Annotated in this window: 22 protein-coding genes and 2 tRNA genes; 14 read left to right on the forward strand and 10 right to left on the reverse strand. The window is 58.9% G+C overall.

Annotated elements, in window-relative coordinates; translation table 11 throughout:
* Positions 1-92 precede the first annotated feature (92 nt).
* Entirely contained in the window at positions 93-905 is an 813-nt protein-coding gene (locus tag B0B52_RS11550) for an IclR family transcriptional regulator C-terminal domain-containing protein (protein WP_077593796.1), read from the forward strand.
* Between the two features lie 199 nt (positions 906-1,104).
* Here B0B52_RS11550 and B0B52_RS11555 read toward each other — a convergent pair whose 3' ends face one another.
* Positions 1,105-1,326 (reverse strand): hypothetical protein, encoded by a 222-nt coding sequence (locus B0B52_RS11555; RefSeq protein WP_174575489.1) that lies wholly within the window; start codon positions 1,324-1,326, stop codon positions 1,105-1,107.
* Positions 1,327-1,506: 180 nt separating this feature from the next.
* On the opposite strand from B0B52_RS11555, the gene B0B52_RS11560 reads away from it, so the two are divergent.
* Positions 1,507-1,941 carry a DUF1841 family protein gene (locus B0B52_RS11560; RefSeq protein ID WP_077593797.1) on the forward strand — a complete coding sequence of 145 codons (435 nt, stop codon included), beginning with the start codon at positions 1,507-1,509 and terminating at the stop codon, positions 1,939-1,941.
* Positions 1,942-2,112: 171 nt separating this feature from the next.
* Here the strand turns inward: B0B52_RS11560 and B0B52_RS11565 are convergent, their stop codons facing one another.
* On the reverse strand, positions 2,113-3,783 hold the full coding sequence (locus tag B0B52_RS11565) for a hypothetical protein (RefSeq protein ID WP_139351906.1): 1,671 nt from the start codon (positions 3,781-3,783) through the stop codon (positions 2,113-2,115).
* A 270-nt stretch (positions 3,784-4,053) separates the two neighbouring features.
* Here B0B52_RS11565 and B0B52_RS22180 point away from each other — a divergent pair, with 270 nt between their 5' ends.
* The 3 genes from B0B52_RS22180 (at position 4,054) to B0B52_RS11570 (ending at position 5,860) form a co-directional block, all read left to right on the forward strand.
* Positions 4,054-4,434 carry a hypothetical protein gene (locus B0B52_RS22180; RefSeq protein ID WP_139351907.1) on the forward strand — a complete coding sequence of 127 codons (381 nt, stop codon included), beginning with the start codon at positions 4,054-4,056 and terminating at the stop codon, positions 4,432-4,434.
* 108 nt (positions 4,435-4,542) lie between these two features.
* Entirely contained in the window at positions 4,543-4,806 is a 264-nt protein-coding gene (locus tag B0B52_RS22185) for a hypothetical protein (protein ID WP_139351908.1), read from the forward strand.
* Between the two features lie 301 nt (positions 4,807-5,107).
* Positions 5,108-5,860, forward strand: a complete 753-nt coding sequence (locus tag B0B52_RS11570) for a CARDB domain-containing protein (RefSeq protein WP_139351909.1) — start codon at positions 5,108-5,110, stop codon at positions 5,858-5,860.
* A 591-nt stretch (positions 5,861-6,451) separates the two neighbouring features.
* On the opposite strand, the gene B0B52_RS11575 is transcribed toward B0B52_RS11570, so the two are convergent.
* The gene (locus B0B52_RS11575) at positions 6,452-6,910 is read right to left on the reverse strand and encodes a hypothetical protein (protein WP_077593800.1); all 459 of its coding nucleotides are present in this window, start codon (positions 6,908-6,910) and stop codon (positions 6,452-6,454) included.
* 301 nt (positions 6,911-7,211) lie between these two features.
* Between B0B52_RS11575 and B0B52_RS11580 the strand changes: the two genes are divergently transcribed.
* The 3 genes from B0B52_RS11580 (at position 7,212) to B0B52_RS11590 (ending at position 9,863) form a co-directional block, all read left to right on the forward strand.
* Positions 7,212-7,760, forward strand: coding sequence for an RNA polymerase sigma factor (locus B0B52_RS11580; RefSeq protein WP_139351910.1), 549 nt, complete (start codon positions 7,212-7,214; stop codon positions 7,758-7,760).
* Positions 7,753-8,448, forward strand: coding sequence for a hypothetical protein (locus B0B52_RS11585; protein ID WP_077593802.1), 696 nt, complete (start codon positions 7,753-7,755; stop codon positions 8,446-8,448). Before B0B52_RS11580 ends, B0B52_RS11585 begins: the two co-directional genes overlap by 8 nt.
* Before the next feature lie 320 nt (positions 8,449-8,768).
* Complete coding sequence (locus tag B0B52_RS11590; protein WP_168173540.1) at positions 8,769-9,863, forward strand: S8 family serine peptidase; 1,095 nt, start codon at positions 8,769-8,771, stop codon at positions 9,861-9,863.
* A 177-nt stretch (positions 9,864-10,040) separates the two neighbouring features.
* Here the strand turns inward: B0B52_RS11590 and B0B52_RS11595 are convergent, their stop codons facing one another.
* The gene (locus tag B0B52_RS11595; RefSeq protein ID WP_077593804.1) at positions 10,041-10,706 is read right to left on the reverse strand and encodes a cytochrome c; all 666 of its coding nucleotides are present in this window, start codon (positions 10,704-10,706) and stop codon (positions 10,041-10,043) included.
* 135 nt (positions 10,707-10,841) lie between these two features.
* Here B0B52_RS11595 and B0B52_RS11600 point away from each other — a divergent pair, with 135 nt between their 5' ends.
* The 4 genes from B0B52_RS11600 to B0B52_RS11615 are packed head-to-tail and all read left to right on the forward strand — an operon-like array spanning position 10,842 to position 13,760.
* The gene (locus B0B52_RS11600; protein WP_077593805.1) at positions 10,842-11,684 is read left to right on the forward strand and encodes a MoxR family ATPase; all 843 of its coding nucleotides are present in this window, start codon (positions 10,842-10,844) and stop codon (positions 11,682-11,684) included.
* 3 nt (positions 11,685-11,687) lie between these two features.
* Positions 11,688-11,927, forward strand: coding sequence for a hypothetical protein (locus tag B0B52_RS11605; protein ID WP_077593806.1), 240 nt, complete (start codon positions 11,688-11,690; stop codon positions 11,925-11,927).
* Positions 11,924-12,529, forward strand: coding sequence for a GNAT family N-acetyltransferase (locus B0B52_RS11610; RefSeq protein WP_077593807.1), 606 nt, complete (start codon positions 11,924-11,926; stop codon positions 12,527-12,529). The genes B0B52_RS11605 and B0B52_RS11610 overlap by 4 nt, the downstream gene beginning before the upstream one ends.
* Before the next feature lie 13 nt (positions 12,530-12,542).
* The gene (locus tag B0B52_RS11615) at positions 12,543-13,760 is read left to right on the forward strand and encodes a VWA domain-containing protein (RefSeq protein ID WP_077593808.1); all 1,218 of its coding nucleotides are present in this window, start codon (positions 12,543-12,545) and stop codon (positions 13,758-13,760) included.
* 55 nt (positions 13,761-13,815) lie between these two features.
* Here B0B52_RS11615 and B0B52_RS11620 read toward each other — a convergent pair.
* The 5 genes from B0B52_RS11620 to cysM all read right to left on the reverse strand — a co-directional run bounded on the left by B0B52_RS11620 (position 13,816) and on the right by cysM (position 17,174).
* Positions 13,816-13,891 (reverse strand) — tRNA-Arg (locus B0B52_RS11620).
* Between the two features lie 221 nt (positions 13,892-14,112).
* Positions 14,113-15,009, reverse strand: a complete 897-nt coding sequence (gene sigJ / locus B0B52_RS11625; RefSeq protein WP_077593809.1) for an RNA polymerase sigma factor SigJ — start codon at positions 15,007-15,009, stop codon at positions 14,113-14,115.
* A 22-nt stretch (positions 15,010-15,031) separates the two neighbouring features.
* Positions 15,032-15,478: a carboxymuconolactone decarboxylase family protein gene (locus B0B52_RS11630; RefSeq protein WP_077593810.1), complete on the reverse strand. Its 447-nt coding sequence runs from the start codon at positions 15,476-15,478 to the stop codon at positions 15,032-15,034.
* 176 nt (positions 15,479-15,654) lie between these two features.
* Positions 15,655-16,185 carry an NUDIX domain-containing protein gene (locus tag B0B52_RS11635; protein ID WP_077593811.1) on the reverse strand — a complete coding sequence of 177 codons (531 nt, stop codon included), beginning with the start codon at positions 16,183-16,185 and terminating at the stop codon, positions 15,655-15,657.
* Between the two features lie 86 nt (positions 16,186-16,271).
* Positions 16,272-17,174: a cysteine synthase CysM gene (gene cysM / locus B0B52_RS11640; protein ID WP_077593812.1), complete on the reverse strand. Its 903-nt coding sequence runs from the start codon at positions 17,172-17,174 to the stop codon at positions 16,272-16,274.
* 40 nt (positions 17,175-17,214) lie between these two features.
* Here cysM and B0B52_RS11645 point away from each other — a divergent pair.
* Positions 17,215-17,299, forward strand: a tRNA-Leu gene (locus B0B52_RS11645).
* A 70-nt stretch (positions 17,300-17,369) separates the two neighbouring features.
* Here B0B52_RS11645 and B0B52_RS11650 read toward each other — a convergent pair.
* Complete coding sequence (locus B0B52_RS11650; RefSeq protein ID WP_077593813.1) at positions 17,370-17,978, reverse strand: TetR/AcrR family transcriptional regulator; 609 nt, start codon at positions 17,976-17,978, stop codon at positions 17,370-17,372.
* A 101-nt stretch (positions 17,979-18,079) separates the two neighbouring features.
* Here B0B52_RS11650 and B0B52_RS11655 point away from each other — a divergent pair, with 101 nt between their 5' ends.
* Positions 18,080-19,111: a trans-acting enoyl reductase family protein gene (locus B0B52_RS11655; RefSeq protein ID WP_077593814.1), complete on the forward strand. Its 1,032-nt coding sequence runs from the start codon at positions 18,080-18,082 to the stop codon at positions 19,109-19,111.
* Position 19,112: the final 1 nt, after the last annotated feature.

Here is a 19,112-nt window from a genome sequence, read left to right on the forward strand (position 1 = left end):
ATCGCCCAATTTCGTTGTTGCTTTTTCGATGTTTATCTGTTCGTATATAGAACAAATGTTCGTATAATGAATTTTAGGAGATTTCATCACCCATGGCAATTGCAGCTTCGCCAACCGGCCAGCACGACCGCCCTGTTCCGGGCGACAGTTATGTCCAGTCGTTTGCGCGCGGGCTGGAGGTAATCCGGTCCTTCAGCGCGCAGGCGCCCCTGCAAACACTGAGTGAAGTGGCAGAACGCAGCGGCCTGACACGTGCCGGTGCGCGGCGCATTTTGCTGACCCTGCAAACGCTGGGCTACGTCAGCAGTGACGGCAAACACTTTTCACTGACGCCACGCATTCTGGATTTGGGCTTCGCCTACCTGTCGTCCATGCCCATCTGGAACCTGGCCGAACCCGTGATGGAAGAACTGGCCAGGCAAGTCATGGAATCCTGCTCAGCCGCCGTGCTGGAAGGCACCGATATCGTTTACGTGCTGCGGGTGTCCACCCGAAAGATCATGAGCATCACGCTGGGTGCCGGTTCACGACTGCCGGCTTACTGCACATCAATGGGCCGGGTATTGCTGGCCGGTCTGCCGGAAGAAGAAGCCCTCGCCTGCCTGGAGGCCTCCAGCCTGGTGCCCCTGACCCGCCACACCGTGACCGACCTGGACGCGCTGCGCCAGAAGATTGCACAGGCACGCCGCCAAGGCTGGTGCCTTGTCAATCAGGAGCTCGAAGAAGGGCTGGTGTCCATGGCCGCGCCCATTCAGGACCGGCTGGGCCGCACGGTGGCAGCGCTTAATATCAGTGGACAGATCAATCGCACCAGTGCGAAGGCGATGCAGGAAAACATGCTGCCTGCCCTGCTCTCTGCTGCGCAGGCCATCTCGCGCCTGCTGGCTGCACAGAGCAAGGGATGAGCGACAGTGGAGCGTTCTCTTTCAAGCAGGGGCCGCGGGTCCGGCTTTGCCGGCCCGCAGGCGCAGCGGCCCCCGAGGGGCTGGTGCCTGCGGCTCCGAACCTGCTTGCGCAGGTTTGGACAGGCATCAGAAGCGAAGCCTCTGGCGAGCGGCGGCCTGCAAGGCCTCGGGAGCTACACGCAGTGAGCGACCGTGGGGGCTACGATTTCCTCGAGCCCATGATCAGCACGACTGCGCCGAGCACAATCGCGCCGATGCTCAGCCACTGGGGAATATTGACCGACTCTTTTTCCTGGACGGACAGCTGGATGGGGCCGATGTTGGCCTTGGTCGTGTCTTTGGTGAAGCTGAAACCGCCGGTGAAAAAACCGGCCAGCCCAAGCACGATCAGCACGATGCCGGTGATCCTGATTGCGTTCATGAAACTCTCCTCGCCGGATGGTTGGAAAACCGGCGCGCGCTTGCCGGAATCGCGCTGCCATCGCCGTAATTTAAGCGAAGTGGTCGCCGGAAGGCGTAGGACATTGCCGTCTCAAGCTCCTTTGCCCCCCTGAAACATCACAGCGTCAGCGGAAATCGACCCCCATGCTACGCTTGCGGCATGTTTACGCCCTCGCAAGCCGATGTCCGCCGGTTTTTCTGCTCTGTTTACGCCAAAGCCCGCTCAGGACAAGCGCTAGAAGCTATTGAAATCATAGCAAGCCAGTGGATGGAAGAGCACCCCGAGTACCACGGCGATTTTGCCGATGCCGAGGCTGCCCTGGACAAAATGTACGACGTCGAAGACGGCAAGACCAACCCCTTCCTGCATCTGTCCATGCACCTGTCAATCAGTGAGCAATGCTCCATCGACCAGCCGCGCGGCATCCGCCAGGCGGTTGAGCTGCTCACCGCGCGGCGCAACTCGCTGCATCACGCACACCATGAAGCCATGGACTGCCTGGGCCAGATGGTCTGGGAAAGCCAGCGCGCGGGAAGGCCGCCCGACGGAGCAGCCTACATCGCCTGCGTGCAGCGCCACGCCACTAAGGATTAGCCCCCACGGTTGCTCACTGCGTGTAGCGGCCTGCCCCCCGAGGGGGCCGCTGCGCCTGCGGGCCGGCTAAGCCGGACCCGCGGCCCCTGCTTGAAAAGAGAAGGAGCCCCCATGGTTGCGCGTCGGGTAATTGGCCACAAAAAAAAGCCGCTTGATCAGCGGCTTTTTGCTTCAGTGCGCCCTCAAGGGCTGCGCCCGTGGCATAGACGATACGGGCGCACGCTGCGCTCCGCTGTTCTGCGGCGTTGGCCTGGAATGGGTGGGCGCGCTGCGTACCGGCTGTTGCTTGAAAACGCCGGGGGTTTGCAGAATCGGTAGTGGCAGGTTCTTGCTGGAATCATTTCTCGGCGCGGGGCTCAAGGGCTTATCCCCATGCGGGATGCCCGGATTCAGAACGGGCTCTTTGCAGGTAATGGTGTAAAACTTCTGCGCTGCCTGGGCGACGACTTTGCCTTCCAGGTTGGTGAGGTTGAAGCCGATGCGTATCTTTTGCGTCTTCATGGGCGGTTTGCCTCCCATGGGCGGTGCCGCCAAGGTGCCGGCGAATCCGCCTCCAGTCGGCTTCCAGTCCAGCTCGCGCTTGCCGAATACATGCTTGACCTGATTGGCTGGCACTTCAATATCCTGCAAGGGCGTCAGAAAATGGTCGCCAAGAAACAGCCCCTTGCCATGAAACGCGCTGCCCGCCGTGATCGCAGTGTGCAGCAGCACCGCGCTTGGGCAGATTTGCCCATCGACCATGACGGTGGTGGCGGGTTCGATATTCATGCTGACCTTGGGCACCGTGGCGGCCTGCAAGCCCTGTGGAGCAGGGTTGTTGCACTCCATGTCATAGGTATTCCAGGCTGATTCGAACTTGGGCGACACACCGACGATGCGAATGCTGCCTGCTTCACCGCCATTCGGGTTGTTCGGCACATCGTATTTATAAGAAAAGAAGGCGATTTTCGAGTGGCTGGTGGTCACTGTTTTGATGTCACTTTTTCTCCCGTTCGTATGTTCGTAGCGGAATTTCACCTGTGCGTTGGTGACATTGGTTTCAATCACACCAGACAGATTCACCTTGCAGGCACCATTGGCCGTCGCCGTTTCAATAATGGTGAGCGACGATTGCGTGACACCGATCCCCGCTTGCAAGTCGCTGGTGCCTTGGGGCACCAGCGCACCCGCCCACTGCATGCAGACGATTTTGGCATTCGCCACCGAAGTCGGTGACGCCTCCTGAGGTTGCTGCCCCGTGTTGGCATCGGCAATATTGACATAGGTGAGTTGGTATCGGTGGCTGGTTTTCACGTCCAGCGTGTACGGGTTGCTGAAAATCAGGGTATTGCTTTTCCCCTCATTACGCAGGGTGCCGGCATGGGCATTGCAAACGTCAACAGCAAAGCTTTCAACGTAACGCTGGCTGGCATTCATGGTAACGAACTTGTCAACACTGGAGGGACGGTCACCCACCCCATAGCTCTTGCTCACGACGCCCCAATCCGGCTCGGGTGGACGACTGGTGCCAAAGCTCCAGCCCCAGGCTTTGCCATAGGCGCTCATGCGCGGCGCCACATTCCAGTTTTTAAGGCGATCCCGGCCGGCCGATATCGACAAATGCGCCTTGAACTGGAGGGGCTGGTTCCCGTGTTTCGCGGAGGACAACCGGGTGTAATGCGCGCCATTGGATTCAACGTAAATCGTCGGCGCAGCCGAGTAGTCGACCACCACATCCACATCCTTGGCCTGAGCCGGCGCACAAACCGCGAATAGGGCTGCCGCGGTCAGCAACAACATAAGTGCAGAGTGCCAGGCAGGTGCGGTACGAATTCCGGCTTGGCTCGTGATGAGGGTACGCATGATGAACTCCTTAAAGTCTTCGCTCGAATCCTTCGCACCAGCGCGAAGTGGCTTGTTTCGAAAGCAGGCTTGACTGCCTTCTGAAACATGAGTCGGGATGTGTACCGAAAGGGTTCAAAATTTCTACCGAGAGGGATGACTTCTACGGGGTAACGGCTCAGGGCAAGGGTCGTGAGGGGGAGAAAAGAGTGGTTCAGATTTTTTGAACCGGTGGCGCATTGGGAGCGACTGAATACATGCGACATGTGTCGTTTCTTTCGGAGGTTCATCATGCAAACCCGATTTTTCCGTTCTGCCTTGTTGGTCGTTACCGCACTGGGGCTGAGTGCCATTCAACCCATGGCAAGTGCCAATCCGGCGAAGCGCGCAGCGCCCGGGACACCGCCCCCACCGCCCATAGCGACCAATAAATTAGGCAACGCCAGCTTGGCGCAATGTGCGCCTGGCTTCACCAAGACGTTGGAGAACAAAGGCAGCACCGGGTATGTAACCAAATTCGTTTGCACCACGCCGGTCATCAGATGTCCGAAAAATCCGAACTACACCCAAGCAGCGGCCGAGGGGAAGGTGAACTCCAATTCAATTCCTAGCCCGGAACAGGGTGCGTTAACGCTGCTCTATACCTGCACTTATTGGACACCGGAACAATGATTTTTTGAACCCCACGCCGAAAAGTTCCGACTCACCCACATCGGGCAGGTCGCCAGATATTCCCCTCAACCGGGTTGGTTGAAAGCTTCTTTAAAAAGGAAATCCATCATGAAAAAGCAATCTACAGCTCTATTCGCCAGCCTGGTGCTAGCCTTTGCCGGCGCTGCCGCTTCAGCCTCCAGTTACGCGATGGGCGAGACATCGCACGCCATCGAGACACCACCGAGGTCTGACATGCCACAGAAATCATCAGCATCGAGATCAGCACCACCGCGCGAAATATCTGACTGCAATAACAACGGCGTTGATGACCTGGACGAGTTCTTTCCGCCAGACTGCTACGGAACGCTCACAAGCGGCGGTGGCAAATAACACCGGGTAAGGGGCTGCAACCACAAAACCCGATGCGGTGTTCCATTAAAAAGCAGCCTCCCCGTGTTATCAAAATCACCTCCGAGGGTGCCTGGAATTTTCCCGGCGCCCTCGCCCACTTTCCAAAGTTCCCTACGTGTCCCAAGTGAAATGTGTCACTGGGGCCGGCGTTGCACCGGTACCGGTTCAAACAAAAAATTTGAACCGAACACAGCGTCCGGTCGACTCAGTGGGTGCAACACCCGATTCGTTTGATGACGAATTGCATTTTCTGGCCCTAAACCCCATCAAGGAGATCATCATGCAAAGTATTTTTCTTCTGAAAAAATCCGCCGTATCCCATACCGTGCCAGTGGCGCTGGCATTCCTGTTTGGCGTGGGCTGCATGCCTGCAGTACATGCCGCCAATCAGGCCGGAGCCCAACAGCTGAAACCTTGCCCACCGGGTACACCCAGCACAATTGGCGATTGCGACCGTCGCTATGCCGCACCCGGAGAACCAGCAAAGGCTGCCGTATCCCCGGCAGCCAATCTGCCACTCAAGGCACCGGGGCTGCCACCTCCTCCGACGGTGCCCCCACCTGGCGGAAATACCGCTGCGCCGGTTGATCCGAATGCCGCTGAATCCCTGCAGGCGAATGGTTTACCGGACCTTTTCATTTATCGTTTTTACAAGACGCCACAGGAAGCAGGTTTGCCAGCAGGTTTTCCGTTGGTTGAGTTTTGCGGCTCAAATGACGGCCTGGGCGGGCCTTCCAGACGTGTTTATTTTGAGGTGCATAACCGTGGCTCAGTGCCCTCTCCGAACAGCAAGGTCAGTGTTCGGTTTGTGAATCCGAACACGCAACAGATGCAGACTGTGAATGTGTCCGTAAAACCGCTAAAGGCTCACTCGCACGTGGCAAAGAAGGTCACCATTCCACAGGGATGTTATTCAGCAGGGTCGAATGCGCTATGCAATTTCACCATCACCGCAGATCCCGACGCACAAATTGCCGAGCGCTTTGAAAATAACAATGCGCAACGTGCATTTTGTGTTGGCCCGACGAACTGAGGCGCGCGTTAAAACAGCATACTGCCACTGCCACTGCCACTGCCACTGCCACTGCCACTGCCACTGGCGCCGGCTGGAGGCATCAGGCCAGGACGCTGAGAAGAGCAGGAAAGGGGCAGCCCGATTGTCAATGCCAATCGGGCTGCCGTTGAATTTGTGCATTGGGGCATCAGCAGTTTTTTCTATCCCCAGTTACATCCAGGGTGATGCACGCCAACAGCAATCAAACAGAAGCAGGCTTAACGTGCCTGCCCCGCCGTTGGTCAGGAACCTCGGCCAGGCGAACCGGATGGAAGAGCGCGTGGTGTCTTAGGATTCGGCTTCACATCAGGCGCCGCCGCCTCTGGGGGCGGATTGGTGCAGCCAAAATCGCCCCAGGTGCAGTGCTCAAAGTCGTCAATCGACGAGGCGGCCCTGGCCGGAAGGTTTGCGCTTCCCAAGACAAACAGTAGGGAAACAGTTATTGACGCAGTAACTTGCGAGGTGATTGGTTTCATGTGTTCTCCAATGGTTGAGTTAAGCCACCGGACGCATTGCCTGGCGGCTCCAGTGAGTCAGACATTGCCGCACAGTGGTTCAAAGCATTTGCACTCAGCGTGTGACGCGGCTCTTGCCCTCTGCGGTGCGTACCTGCACACGATCACCTTTCCTGAAAACCTCGTCGGTCGCCTGCACAACGGAAATTCGCTGTCCATCATCGAGCCGCATGCTTATCTCAAGTCCTCTGGTTTTCGACATATGGGCCTCGACGACCTGCCCGGCAAAGCTGCCAGCAACACCACCCAGAACTGACGCCGCGAGCTGACCGTTTCCATGGTTACTGGTGCTGCCCAGTGCTGCGCCAACACTGCCGCCAGCTGGAGCGCCAGCGCCGCCGGCCCCACGCTCAATGGTTACAACACGTACATCGGTCACCGTGGCCATGACAATGCTGTGGGCCTTTTGAGTGTCTGCGTCCGTGTAGACATCATTGGAGTAGCTGCGCCAGGCGCAGCCCTGGGTAGACAGCACACTGGCCAGCAGGGCGGTAACCAGAAGGTGGCGTTTCATGGTGTTTTCCTTTCAGATGATGGGTCATCAATGAGTCGGAGTTGTTGTGCGGGCGGTTCAAACAAAAAGTTCATTGAACCTTTCACCTCCAACCACCGACTCAACACACATTGACTTCTCCACACACAAAGCACGCCATGCAGGTCTATACTCCCCAAAATTTCGGTGCCATTGATTCGCTCGCCATACGGGCATCAGTTCGGGAGGTATTGTGGGAGATCGTGTTGATCCATCGACGGCCCCGGAAGCTCAGGCCTTGCAGGCTGACCTTGCCGCCATTATTCGGCGCGACGAGCAAGCCATGAAACGCTTCTACCAAGCCCTGGCGCCGTCGGTCTACCAGTTCTCCATGCGCCGCTTGAGTGACCCGGTGCAAGCACAGGAAGTGGTTGTGGAGGCGCTGTACGAAGTGTGGTGCCATGCTGCCAGCTTTGCGGGGCAGTCAAGCATTCGCACATGGGTGTTGGGTATTGCCCGTTACAAGTTGCTCGACAAATTGCGCGAACGCTATCGCCATCAACATGTGTCGTTTGATGAGCAACTGGATTCGCAGTCTGACAACCATGCAGAACCAGAGTCCGACGCCCCTACAGGGTTCGAGCGCGTGGTACAGCGCGAGCAACACGACATGATTGCCCACTGCGCGGGCAAGTTACCGCCGGACCAACGGGAAGCACTCCACCTGGCCTTGTACGAGGACATGCCTTTGGCCGACATTGCCCATGTGCAGGCTTGCCCGGAGAACACGGTGAAGACCCGCCTGTTTCATGCGCGCCGCAAAATGAAAGAGTGTTTGCAGCGCTTGTTCAGGGATGTCGAAGGCCCGCTGACCGGAGTCCGCCATGACTGAACACGACACTGATGCAGTTAACAAGCAACAGTTGCGCGAACTGTTGCCGTTTCATGCGAACCAGACGCTGGATGAGGCGCAAGCAGCGCAAGTACGCGCCGGATTGCAACGGTATCCCGAATTGGCGGCTGAGCTGGCCTGGCTGCAAGGCATGCGAAGAACCATTCAAGACCAACCACTGGACCCGCTGCCCGCCGGCGATCTTGGGTGGTCAACGCTTGCTGCACGCATCGAAGCGCAACGCCAACCCAAGTTGGCCCGCCCTGCTTCAGCCGGCACCGCCTGGCCTGAAATGCTGCGGGCATGGCTGCAACGCAACCTCATTCCTGTCATGGCAACCGCCTGTGCCGTACTGGTGGCTCAGGCAGTGGTAATTGCAACAATGGTGCAGCAAGATCCGGGCTACGTCGCGGCAGGCGCGCCTGAGCCGGTATCGGGAGCCTCATCGGGGGTTTTGCTGCACGTCACCATCGCTCCAACGGTGACACAAGCACAATTGAGCGAGACACTACGCCGCCACAAGGCAACCATCGTGCAGGGCCCGACAGCGCTGGGCATCTACACCCTGCAAATCAAACCCGCAAACGATGGTGGGCCCGAATCGCGCAATGCGGCGGTTTTGGCACAACGTCTGCAACGCGAGGCAACTGCCGTTTTTGAGACCGTCACGCCCGCTGGAGACCGTTGACCATGCTCCGCACTGTCATATTCATCATGCTGCTGCAAACAGCCTGGGTATCCGGGTCTTGGGCACAACGCACCCCTGATCCCGGCTCATTCAGGGCAGCTCCCACAATACCCAACCCCGGTTTGGTGAACCGGGGCTCCATAACTCCACCTCCAAGCTCACCGCCAATAACTACGGCACCCGGGAGCCCGCCAGGCACCGTTACGCTACCTGGGCGTGAAATCAACGTTCCAGGATACCCGGCATTACCGTCCCCGCGAGGCGCGCTTAGCGTCGCCGCGGTATCACCCAGCGACGTTGAGACCGGCCAGGTATTGCTTGTGTCGAAAGACCTGGCAGCCATGCAGAATGTATTGAACGCTCTGGCTAACGAAAATACGCAGCCAATTGCCTCCACCCGATTGAACACACTGGGATGGAGCCTTGCGCTGTTTCAGTTTGCCGACCATGCCACGGCTGCACAGCGGGTAACGCAATGGCAGCAACGGTTTTCTCAGCTTAGTGTGGACTTCAACTATCTGTATCGGACGCAAGCAGGTGCCGCCGGCAGGGAATATGCCTTGGGCATGCTGGATTTACCGCCTCAGCCCGCGAAAAAAGGTGCGGCATCAAAAGCCAGCCATCAAGCCCTGCGGTCCGTCCGCGTTGGCATGCTCGACACCGAGGTGATACCCACCGCGTGGCTGCGTGATGTCACGCTCGCGAACAAGCCCTTCATGGCAGAAAGTCCAGCCGCGACCTCGGATCTGCCGGCTCCTCCTGCCCACGGCACCGCTATCGCAAGTCTGATTGCGCGTATTGCGCCGTCCATACATCTCTTTAACGCCGCAGTCATGTCGGCCAAAGGGGAGCAAACCGTTACCACCAGCTACCGGCTAATCCAAGGCGTCGACTGGCTATTGGAACAACGTGTGCAAATCATCAACATGAGCCTGTCTGGCCGGTACGATAAAAACTTCGCCATGACCATCGCCGAGCTCATGCAACGTGATGTTTTACTGACAGCCGCAGCTGGCAACCACGGCAGCAGCGCACCACCCGCTTACCCCGCCGCCTATGCAAGCAGCCATACCGGTATGCTGGCGGTTACTGCGATCGATGTTGAAGGGCAGCTTTATAACCAGGCCAATCACGGCGCTTACATTTCTGTGGCAGCCCCCGGTGTCAATATCTGGGTACCCCTTGCGCCGCCCGCGCCGCACCTGCCTTCGGGTGTTGCTGCACGCTACGTCAGCGGTACCTCCTACGCCAGTGCCCATGCCGCAGGCGCCGTCGCGTACTGGTTGAGCAAGAGAAAAGTGAGCATGACCGCGCCCTACCATTTCTGCGAAACCGCAAAAGACCTGGGCCCCACGGGACGCGACGATGCATTCGGTTGCGGCCTGCTTCAGGTTAACGCGGCGCTCCGGCACTAGATCCGGCGCGGCCAAACCGCCAATGGTGCTGGCCCCGAACCCAATAAAAAAAGCCGCTGAATCAGCGGCTTTTTCATGAATGCGAAGCGGCCAATTTTCCGACGGGCCGCCCCTAGGAAAATTAACCCCCTCGGGGGGCAGCGCATTACACGCAGTGAAAAGCGTGGGGGCTCAAGCTCAACGGAATTTGCTCTGTGGAACGGTTTTCAGGTCGCCGTCTACCGATGCAAGGTAGTTGGCCAACTGCTTGAGTTCTGTGTTGGTGTACTGCTTGGCCATGCCGGCCATGATGGCGTTGCCGCGACCGACTTTTGGATTGTTCTCGGTCTTGTAGGCCTTCAGCGCCACAAACAGGTAGTCAGCATGCTGGCCGCCAATCTTGGGATAGCTGGGGTCAATCGGCTTGCTGAAATCAGCGCCATGGCAGGATGCGCAGTTGGCCTTGCCAAGCAGGGCCGCAACGGCCGGGCTGGGAGTCTTCACCGTTTTGGAAGCAGCGGCAGCACTATCGGCCACGCCGTGCTGGCTGTAATAGGCTGACAAATCGGCAATGTCCTGGTCATTGAGTGTGCCAGAGACCCCGCGCATCGTGGGGTGCTTGCGCTCGCCCTTTTTATAGGCTTGCAGTGCAGCAGAAATGTACCTGGCGCTTTGCCCCGAGATCATCGGGACTTTGTAAACTTCTGGGAAGCTGGCCTGGTAACCCTTGATGCCGTGGCAACCAATACACATGGCGATTTTTCCTTCGCCGGCCTTGACATCGCCCTTGATGTCCTGGGAATGGGCCGCCACCGTCACAAATGAGACAGCAATGGCAAATAACGTGGGGATCAGCTTGGTCATTTTGCGCGCACAATCAGGTGAGAATTTGTTATATAAAACAGCCGCTGATTATATCTGGGCCTGCCAGGCCACCCCCTTCCTGGCTTAAACGCCGCAAATTGCCTCTGACCCCATCGTTCACACCCCCTCTTCACCATGAAATTCCAAGGCTCCAAAAACTACGTCGCCACCCAGGACCTGATGCTGGCCGTCAACGCATCCGCCACACTCAAAAAGCCCCTGCTGGTCAAGGGCGAGCCCGGCACCGGCAAGACCATGCTGGCCGAGGAAGTGGCCGAAGCCCTGAAGCTGCCGCTGTTGCAGTGGCACATCAAGTCCACCACCAAGGCCCAGCAGGGTCTGTATGAATACGACGCAGTCTCGCGCCTGCGCGACTCGCAACTGGGCGACGAAAAGGTCAAGGACATTCACAACTACATCATCAAGGGTGTGCTCTGGCAGGCCTTCACGGCCGACGAACCGGTGGCGCTGCTGATCGACGAGATCGACAAGGCCGACATCGAGTTCCCGAACGACCTGCTGCGCGAGATCGACCGCATGGAGTTCTACTGCTACGAGACGCGCGAGCTGATCAAGGCCAAACACCGCCCTCTGGTGTTCATCACCTCCAACAATGAGAAAGAGCTGCCCGACGCCTTTTTGCGTCGCTGCTTTTTCCACTACATCAAGTTCCCCGATGCCGACACGATGAAGCTGATCGTCGATGTGCATTTCCCCGGCCTCAAGAAAGAACTGCTGGCCGCGGCCATGAAGACTTTTTACGATGTGCGCAACCTGCCTGGCCTGAAGAAAAAACCATCGACCAGCGAACTGCTGGACTGGCTTAAGCTGCTGGTGGCTGAAGACATTCCGCTCGAAGCGCTGCAAAGCAAGGAAGACAAGGTCGCCGTGCCGCCGCTGGTCGGCGCTCTGCTCAAGAACGAGCAGGACGTCACCCTGTTTGAAAAACTGGTGTTCATGCAGCGCCACAATCGTTAAGCCATGGCCAACGACACCCGCAAACTCCTGCTCGAAGGCCTGTCCGACGCCGTCGGCTTTGTCGGAGGTGCGTTGTTCGGCTTCTGGCTGGCCCGCCTTTTCGGTTTCGACATTTTCGCCGCCGGCTATAGCAACAGCACCATTGTAGGCATCCTCATGGTGGGCATAGGCGGCGGCCTGGGCTTGCAGATAGCGCGGCGCTGGCGCCGCGCCCAGGAGAAAAAGCGGAGCGAAGACGCATGAGTTTTGTACAACCCGTCACCCTGACCGACCGCGGCGTGGAGTTGGTTCCCCTGGCGCTTGAGCACGAATCTGGCCTGCGTGCAGCAGCCGCCGACGGCGAGCTCTGGAACCTGCGTGTCACCTCCGTGCCGAGGCCGGAAGAAACGCGCACTTATATAGAAACCGCATTGGCCGGACGCGACACCAATGCCCGCTTTGCCTTTGCCGTACGCGACCAGGCCACTGGCACCGTGCTGGGCAGCACCAGTTATCACGACATCCTGCCGGCCGTCAAACGTGTGGAGATTGGCTACACCTGGTACGCCGCGCGCTGCCAGCGCACCCATGTCAACACCACCTGCAAATTGCTGATGCTGACCCATGCGTTTGAAACGCTGGGCTGCAACGTCGTCGGTTGGCGCACCGACAACTTCAACCATGCCTCGCAACAAGCCATCGAGCGCCTGGGCGCCCGCAAGGACGGCGTGATTCGCGGCCACGCGATGCGGCGGGACGGCACCATCCGCGACACGGTGATGTACAGCCTGCGCTCCGGCGAATGGCCGGAAGTAAAGGCGCAGTTGCTGTACCTGCTCGACAAGCCCAGGCCATCCAAATCCTGAAGGGAGTCTTGTCATGCTGATCGACTTCTTCTACACCCTGCGTTCGGCCAAGCTGCCGGTCTCGGTCAAGGAATACCTGATGCTGCTCGAGGCGCTGCAGGCCGGCGTGGTCGGGCCCAACAGCAGCAAGCTCGAAGACGGCGAGATCGGTGAAGGCGCGTACAAGATCGACGACTTCTACTACCTGAGCCGCACGGTGCTGGTGAAGGACGAAAAGCACTACGACAAGTTTGACCGCGCCTTCGCGGCCTACTTCAAGGGTGTGGAGATGATTGCCGACTTCACCAAGGACATCCCGCTCGAATGGCTGCGCAAGAACCTGGAGCTGGAGCTCAGCGCCGAAGACAAGGCCAAGATCGAGAAAATGGGCTGGGACGAGCTCATGGAAACGCTCAAAAAACGTTTCGAAGAGCAGAAAGAGCGCCATGAAGGCGGCAGCAAATGGATAGGCACGGGCGGCACCTCGCCCTTCGGCGCCAATGGCTTCAACCCGCAGGGCATACGCATTGGCCAGGAAAAAAGCCGCAACAAAAGCGCGGTGAAGGTCTGGGACCAGCGCGCCTACAAGGACTACGACGACACCCAGGAGCTGGGAACGCGCAACATCAAGGTGGCGCTGCGCCGCCTGCGCAAGTTCGCGCGCGAAGGCCATGTGGAAGAGCTGGACCTGGACGACACCATCAAATCCACCGCGGCCAATGCCGGTTGGCTCGACATCAAGATGGTGCCCGAGCGCCACAACAACGTAAAAGTGCTGCTGCTGATGGACGTAGGCGGCACCATGGACGAACACATCGCTCGCGTCGAAGAGTTGTTCTCGGCCACCAAGACCGAGTTCAAACACATCGAGTTTTATTACTTCCACAACTGCGTCTATGACTTCATGTGGAAGAACAACCGCCGCCGCTTCAGCGAAAAGTTTGCGACCTGGGACATCATTCGCAAGTACAACAAGGACTACAAGCTGATCTTTGTGGGCGACGCGACCATGAGCCCCTACGAAATTTTGCAGCCGGGCGGCAGCGTTGAATACAACAACGAGGAAGCCGGTGCCGAATGGATGCAGCGGCTGACCAACGCCTTCCCGAAATTCGTCTGGATCAATCCCGAGCCGCAAGGCGTCTGGCAGTACCGCCAGAGCATCAGCGTGATCCAGCAGCTGGTGAACCAGCGCATGTTCCCATTGACCATCAAGGGGCTGGAAGAAGCCATGCGCCTGCTGTCGAAGTGACGCGGGCTGAAGCGGCATCGCCGTTCGGCACCTGATTGCCACCACAGCGAAAAGATGGTGCCCTTGGCAGGAATCGGACCTGCGACCTATCCCTTAGGAGGGGATCGCTCTATCCACTGAGCTACAAAGGCAGACGCGTAGTTTACCAAGGTGGCTGCAGGGTGCGGTGGTTCGCCCTCTCAGGCTGCCGGATATGCGACAACACGGACGGGCCATGCGCCCTGCCGTCGGTCAACCTGCGTGAATCGCTATATTTTTGATAGCTATCCGCACCCGTGGAACAAGGGCTGGAGACATAAAATACTTATGGAAATGATGTTCTTGGCTCATTTCCCACCTCAGCACCACATCCTCATGCCAAAACCTCCGGCCCGAAGGCCAGCCCGTCCAGCTTGTCGGGATTACGCATGACGTAGATGTTCGTAGCCTTGCCTTCATCGTTATAGGCGAAGGTGATAGCCGCCACAATCTCGCCGCTGTTCATGCGCAGCTGGATGGCACGGCCGCCGTTGATCTCGCAGGGCAGCCATTCGTAGGCGGCCCAGTAACGGGCCAGCTGCGTGGCAATGAGCGTGAGCACGCTGCCCTTGCCCTGAACCACGCCTTCGAAGGAGGGCACTTTTCCGCCGCTGTCGGCGCTGACGGCGATGTCGTCCGAAAGCAGGCTGGCGAGCGACTCGGTGCTGCCGGCGGTGATGGCTTCGCGGAAAGCAGCCAGCAGGTCGTCCTGCATCTTGAGCGGAGTCACGTGGCGCACCTTGCCCTGGGCGATGTTGGTGCTGGCACGCGAAACCAGCTTGCGGCAGGCGGCTTCCTCCATGTCCAGCATGTCGGCCACTTCGGCATACGGTGTTTCAAAAATCTCGTGCAGCAGGTAAGCCGCGCGCTCTTTGGGCGTGAGCCGCTCCAGCAGCAGCAAAAAGGCCATGCTCAGCGATGAGGCCAGCAAGGCATGCGTTTCGGGTGTGTCTTCGGTGCGGGTGTGGATGGGTTCGGGCAGCCAGGTGCCGACGTAGTCGACCCGGCTGCGCTGGGCATCGCGCAGCATGTCGATGCAATGCCGCGTGCAAAGGGTGGTCAGCCAGGCGGCCGGTGTGGCAATGCTGGCGTGGTCGGCCGCCAGCCATTTGATGAAAACGTCCTGCACGGCGTCTTCGGCATCGGCCCGCGAACCGAGGATGCGGTAGGCCAGGCCGAACAGGTGCCTGCGCCTTTCTTCAAACACGGCGGTGGGGGCGATGCCTGTCATGGTGCGTGCGCCTTAACCTGACTTAGTGCGCCGAGACCTGGATGCGGTTCCAGAGATTGATCATGCCGATGGTAGCGGTCAGCGCGCCGATCTCTTTGTCGCTGAACGATTCACGCAGACGGCCGCGCAGACTGGTGTAATCCGTTTTGTGGTCGAGCACGGTCAGTGCTTCCGTCCAGGCCAGCGCGGCTTTCTCGGCTTCGCTGAAGTCGCTCACATGGGCCCAGACGACGAGGCGGTCCAGCCTGTCTTGGGTTTCACCGTCTTCACGGGCTTCGCGGAGGTGCATCTTCACGCAGAAGGCGCAGCCATTGATCTGCGAGGCGCGCAGGTGCACCAGGTGGTGAAGTTTTTTGTCGAGGCCGTGGGCGTCGATGGCTTCACGCACTTTGAGCAGGGCGGGGATGACGTCGGGAACGGCGAGGTCGATACGGACGGGAGCGGTGCTGGCAGTGGCGGTAGCAGTCATGGTGTTTCCTTTCAAAGTTGGAGGGGACACCGTATTGACGATCCAGCATGGCCGTTTGTGACGTGGAAGCTGTAAATAAATGAAGTGCTACTATTTTGATAGCTTCTGACGACCGCCACATAAGGGCTGTAGGCCAAAATGGCTATGAAACTTCGGGCCGCACGCCTCCAGAGCCCTCAATCCCGCTTCGCCCACTCCAGAAACTCCGGCTGGTAGCCCTTTGACTTCAGGAAATCGGCCATCGCGTAACCCGTGCCGGCTGGCCAGCACTTCACATCTTCATGCGCATAAAGTTTGTAGTCCACCAGCTCGGGCGAGAGTTTGACCTCGCCGTGACCAACCGCGCTGTAGGCAATGATGATCTGGTTCATGCGCTGGAAGTCGTAGACGCCGATCAGCTTGAGGTCGGTGACGTCGAGATTCGTTTCTTCCTTGATCTCGCGTGTGATGCCGCCCTCTGGCGTTTCGCCGGCCTCCATGAAGCCGGTGATCAGCGCGTACATCTTGGCGGTCCAGGCGGCGTTGCGCGCCAGCAAAATCTTGCCCTGGTATTCGATCACGCCCGCCAGCACCGGGGTCGGGTTGTTCCAGTGGGTGAAGTCGCAGGCCGGGCAACGCAGGCGCGCTTTTTCACCGCCGTCTTCCATCTCGGTGATCATGGCGAGCGGGGTTGCGCAGTTGGGGCAAAACCTGAATTCGTGCGTCATGAGAGGTGGACTTTCTGCTTTGTTTTTGATAGCTGCCTGCGCCCGACAGATAAGGGCTACAGCCACTTTTTATTCAATAAAACCCGTCAAGCGGGGAACACGCCGGTGGACAGGTAACGGTCACCGCGATCGCAGACGACAAACACAATCACCGCGTCTTTCACGGTTTTGGCGATTTCCTGCGCCACCCAGCAGGCGCCGGCTGCCGAGATGCCGGCGAAGATGCCCTCTTCGCGCGCCAGGCGCCGGCACATGTCTTCGGCGTCGAGCTGGCTGACCAGCACGGTTTCGTCGATATGGCTGGGGTCGTAGATTTTCGGCATGTAGGCCTCTGGCCATTTACGGATGCCGGGAATGCGCGAGCCTTCGCTGGGCTGCGCACCGATGATCCTGATCGCCGGGTTTTTCTCTTTCAGAAAACGCGACACACCGGTGATGGTGCCGGTGGTGCCCATGGCGCTGACGAAGTGCGTGACCTTGCCAGCCGTGTCGGCCCAGATTTCTGGGCCTGTGGTCTCGTAATGAATGCGCGGGTTGTCATCGTTGGCAAACTGGTCCAGCACGCGGCCCTTGCCGTCTTTGGCCATCTGGTCAGCCAGGTCACGGGCGTGCTCCATGCCGCCGCTTTTGGGCGTGAGGATCAGCTCGGCGCCGAAGGCCTTCATGGTCTGCGCACGCTCGATGGAAAGGTCCTCCGGCATGATCAGCACCATGCGGTAACCCTTGATGGCCGCGGCCATGGCCAGCGCAATGCCGGTGTTGCCGGAAGTGGCTTCGATCAGCGTGTCGCCGGGTTTGATGTCGCCGCGCTCTTCCGCGCGTTTGATCATTGACAGCGCGGGCCGGTCCTTGACAGAGCCCGCGGGGTTGTTGCCTTCGAGTTTGCCGAGGACCACATTGTTGCGTTGGGTGTTGATGTCGGCCTGGATGCGCTGCAGTGCTACCAGAGGCGTTTTGCCAATGGCGTCTTCGATGGTCGGATAATTCATACCCTGCACTGTGCCATAATTTGCCTCTTCGCTTCTTCCTGCCCGGGTGGTGAAATTGGTAGACGCAGGGGACTCAAAATCCCCCGCCGCAAGGCGTGCCGGTTCGATTCCGGCCCCGGGCACCAGATACAGGCCCTTCCATTATTTGGAAGGGCCTTTTTTGTTGGCGGCGTCTTTAGCCGGCAGGCCCGGGCATCAGCGCTGTTCAGCAGCAAGCATCAAGGCAAGCCCCGCCACCACAAGCGGATGCGCTGATCCTTTATCTCCGAGAAGCTGGCTGTTCATGTAGGCGCCATCGATGAGAAGCACAAGCTGATCGGCCAGCAACCCGTGCTTGCGAATACCCATCTTCTTTGCCAGAACATCGAGGCGGCGGTGCAGTTCTGCCTTGTTCCGCAGAGCGACCGCCCGGGCTGGATGAGTCGGCTCCGGAAACTCGGTTGCCACATTGAGAAACGGGCAGCCGCGGTACCTCGGCTCCGCGATGTGGTGGGCAATAAAGCGCAGGTGCGCCTCCAGCTCCGCCGCCGCATCATCCTTGTGTTGCGCGGAGATGCTGTCCCAATTACCCCAATACTCGGCATCCTCGCGCTCAAGAAACGCAACCACCAGATCGTCCTTGGTGGCGAAATGCCGATAGAGGCTGGTCTTGGCAACGCCTGATCGTTCCACCACCAGATCGACCCCGGCCGCTCTCACGCCTTCCTGATAGAACAGCGTCGCCGCGGTTTGCAGGATGCGCTCCCGCACGCTCGGTGCGCCACGTTCCTCAACCACGGGAGGTACTGCAACACTTTTTTTCATCGCCAATCCTTGACACGCTACAGATCTGTACTCTACACTCATTCAAAGAGTACAGATCTGTAGCGTTTTGCGATGACGGCTCTTTATCGAAGGAACCTGTGATGACATCAAACCAAGCTGTGACCGTTTATGGCGCCTATGGGCACACCGGCCGATTCGTCGTCTCTGAGCTGCGCCGGCGCGGCTGGACGCCCATTCTTTCCGGACGCGATCAAAAAAAACTTGAAGCCTTTGGGACAGAACACGCGGGGCTCGAAGTGCGGCCCGCATCGGTCGATGAACCGGCCTCGCTTGACCGGGCGCTCAAGGGTGCGGCGGCGGTCATCAACTGTGCAGGCCCTTTTGCCAGCACCTCTGCACCAGTGATTGAGACCGCGTTGCGTGCCGGGATTCCCTACCTGGATGTTGCAGCGGAGATAGAGGCCAACATCGACACCTTCAAGCTATTTGCTGACCGCGCCCGCGAAGGCGGCATTGTGGTGGTGCACGCCATGGCCTTCTACGGCGGCTTGGGTGACTTGCTGGCAACCGCAGCAATGGGTGACTGGACTTCGGCGGATGAAATTTCCATCGCGTACGGGCTTGACAGCTGGCAGCCGACACCCGGTACATTGATCGCCGGGCAAGTGTCGAAGCAGCGCCGGGACGGCCGCCGGGTTGTCTTCGCGAACGGAAAACTCTCGTATGTCACCGAAGCAGCGCCCGCCACCGAATGGACGTTTCCCGCACCCCTGGGCAGGCAGCCGGTCATCGCCGAATTCACCATGGCAGACACTGTGACGATCTCGCGCCATCTGAAAACGCCCGAGATCCGCTCCTACATGACGGTCGCAGCGGTCAAGGATCTGACCCATCCGGATCCAGTCACGCCGACGGCCAGTGATGAAAGCGGCCAGTCGTCCCAAACTTTTGTGGTGGAAGTGGTGGTACGCCGGGGAAGTGAAGAACGCCGGGCCGTTGCCAGTGGCCGCGATATTTATGCGTTCAGCGCGCCTCTGGTTGTGGAGGCGATGACGCGCGTTGTCAGCGGTCAGGTGAAAACTGCCGGTGTCTTTACCGCTGGAGAGGCGTTTGACGCGAAGGACTTCCTGGCCTCGCTCTGCCCTGCCCATCTCTCACTGAAAATCAGCTGAC

Source organism: Polaromonas sp. A23, assembly GCF_002001015.1.
In the GTDB taxonomy this organism is placed as follows: domain Bacteria; phylum Pseudomonadota; class Gammaproteobacteria; order Burkholderiales; family Burkholderiaceae_C; genus Polaromonas.

Excerpts from the sequence above, each read along its gene's own strand:
- B0B52_RS11550 (WP_077593796.1), top strand. The coding sequence starts at position 93 with ATGGCAATTGCAGCTTCGCCAACCGGCCAGCACGACCGCCCTGTTCCG.
- B0B52_RS11555 (WP_174575489.1), bottom strand. The coding sequence starts at position 1,326 with ATGAACGCAATCAGGATCACCGGCATCGTGCTGATCGTGCTTGGGCTG.
- B0B52_RS11560 (WP_077593797.1), top strand. The coding sequence starts at position 1,507 with ATGTTTACGCCCTCGCAAGCCGATGTCCGCCGGTTTTTCTGCTCTGTT.
- B0B52_RS11565 (WP_139351906.1), bottom strand. The coding sequence starts at position 3,783 with ATGCGTACCCTCATCACGAGCCAAGCCGGAATTCGTACCGCACCTGCC.
- B0B52_RS22180 (WP_139351907.1), top strand. The coding sequence starts at position 4,054 with ATGCAAACCCGATTTTTCCGTTCTGCCTTGTTGGTCGTTACCGCACTG.
- B0B52_RS22185 (WP_139351908.1), top strand. The coding sequence starts at position 4,543 with ATGAAAAAGCAATCTACAGCTCTATTCGCCAGCCTGGTGCTAGCCTTT.
- B0B52_RS11570 (WP_139351909.1), top strand. The coding sequence starts at position 5,108 with ATGCAAAGTATTTTTCTTCTGAAAAAATCCGCCGTATCCCATACCGTG.
- B0B52_RS11575 (WP_077593800.1), bottom strand. The coding sequence starts at position 6,910 with ATGAAACGCCACCTTCTGGTTACCGCCCTGCTGGCCAGTGTGCTGTCT.
- B0B52_RS11580 (WP_139351910.1), top strand. The coding sequence starts at position 7,212 with ATGAAACGCTTCTACCAAGCCCTGGCGCCGTCGGTCTACCAGTTCTCC.
- B0B52_RS11585 (WP_077593802.1), top strand. The coding sequence starts at position 7,753 with ATGACTGAACACGACACTGATGCAGTTAACAAGCAACAGTTGCGCGAA.
- B0B52_RS11595 (WP_077593804.1), bottom strand. The coding sequence starts at position 10,706 with ATGACCAAGCTGATCCCCACGTTATTTGCCATTGCTGTCTCATTTGTG.
- B0B52_RS11600 (WP_077593805.1), top strand. The coding sequence starts at position 10,842 with ATGAAATTCCAAGGCTCCAAAAACTACGTCGCCACCCAGGACCTGATG.
- B0B52_RS11605 (WP_077593806.1), top strand. The coding sequence starts at position 11,688 with ATGGCCAACGACACCCGCAAACTCCTGCTCGAAGGCCTGTCCGACGCC.
- B0B52_RS11610 (WP_077593807.1), top strand. The coding sequence starts at position 11,924 with ATGAGTTTTGTACAACCCGTCACCCTGACCGACCGCGGCGTGGAGTTG.
- B0B52_RS11615 (WP_077593808.1), top strand. The coding sequence starts at position 12,543 with ATGCTGATCGACTTCTTCTACACCCTGCGTTCGGCCAAGCTGCCGGTC.
- sigJ (WP_077593809.1), bottom strand. The coding sequence starts at position 15,009 with ATGACAGGCATCGCCCCCACCGCCGTGTTTGAAGAAAGGCGCAGGCAC.
- B0B52_RS11630 (WP_077593810.1), bottom strand. The coding sequence starts at position 15,478 with ATGACTGCTACCGCCACTGCCAGCACCGCTCCCGTCCGTATCGACCTC.
- B0B52_RS11635 (WP_077593811.1), bottom strand. The coding sequence starts at position 16,185 with ATGACGCACGAATTCAGGTTTTGCCCCAACTGCGCAACCCCGCTCGCC.
- cysM (WP_077593812.1), bottom strand. The coding sequence starts at position 17,174 with ATGAATTATCCGACCATCGAAGACGCCATTGGCAAAACGCCTCTGGTA.
- B0B52_RS11650 (WP_077593813.1), bottom strand. The coding sequence starts at position 17,978 with ATGAAAAAAAGTGTTGCAGTACCTCCCGTGGTTGAGGAACGTGGCGCA.
- B0B52_RS11655 (WP_077593814.1), top strand. The coding sequence starts at position 18,080 with ATGACATCAAACCAAGCTGTGACCGTTTATGGCGCCTATGGGCACACC.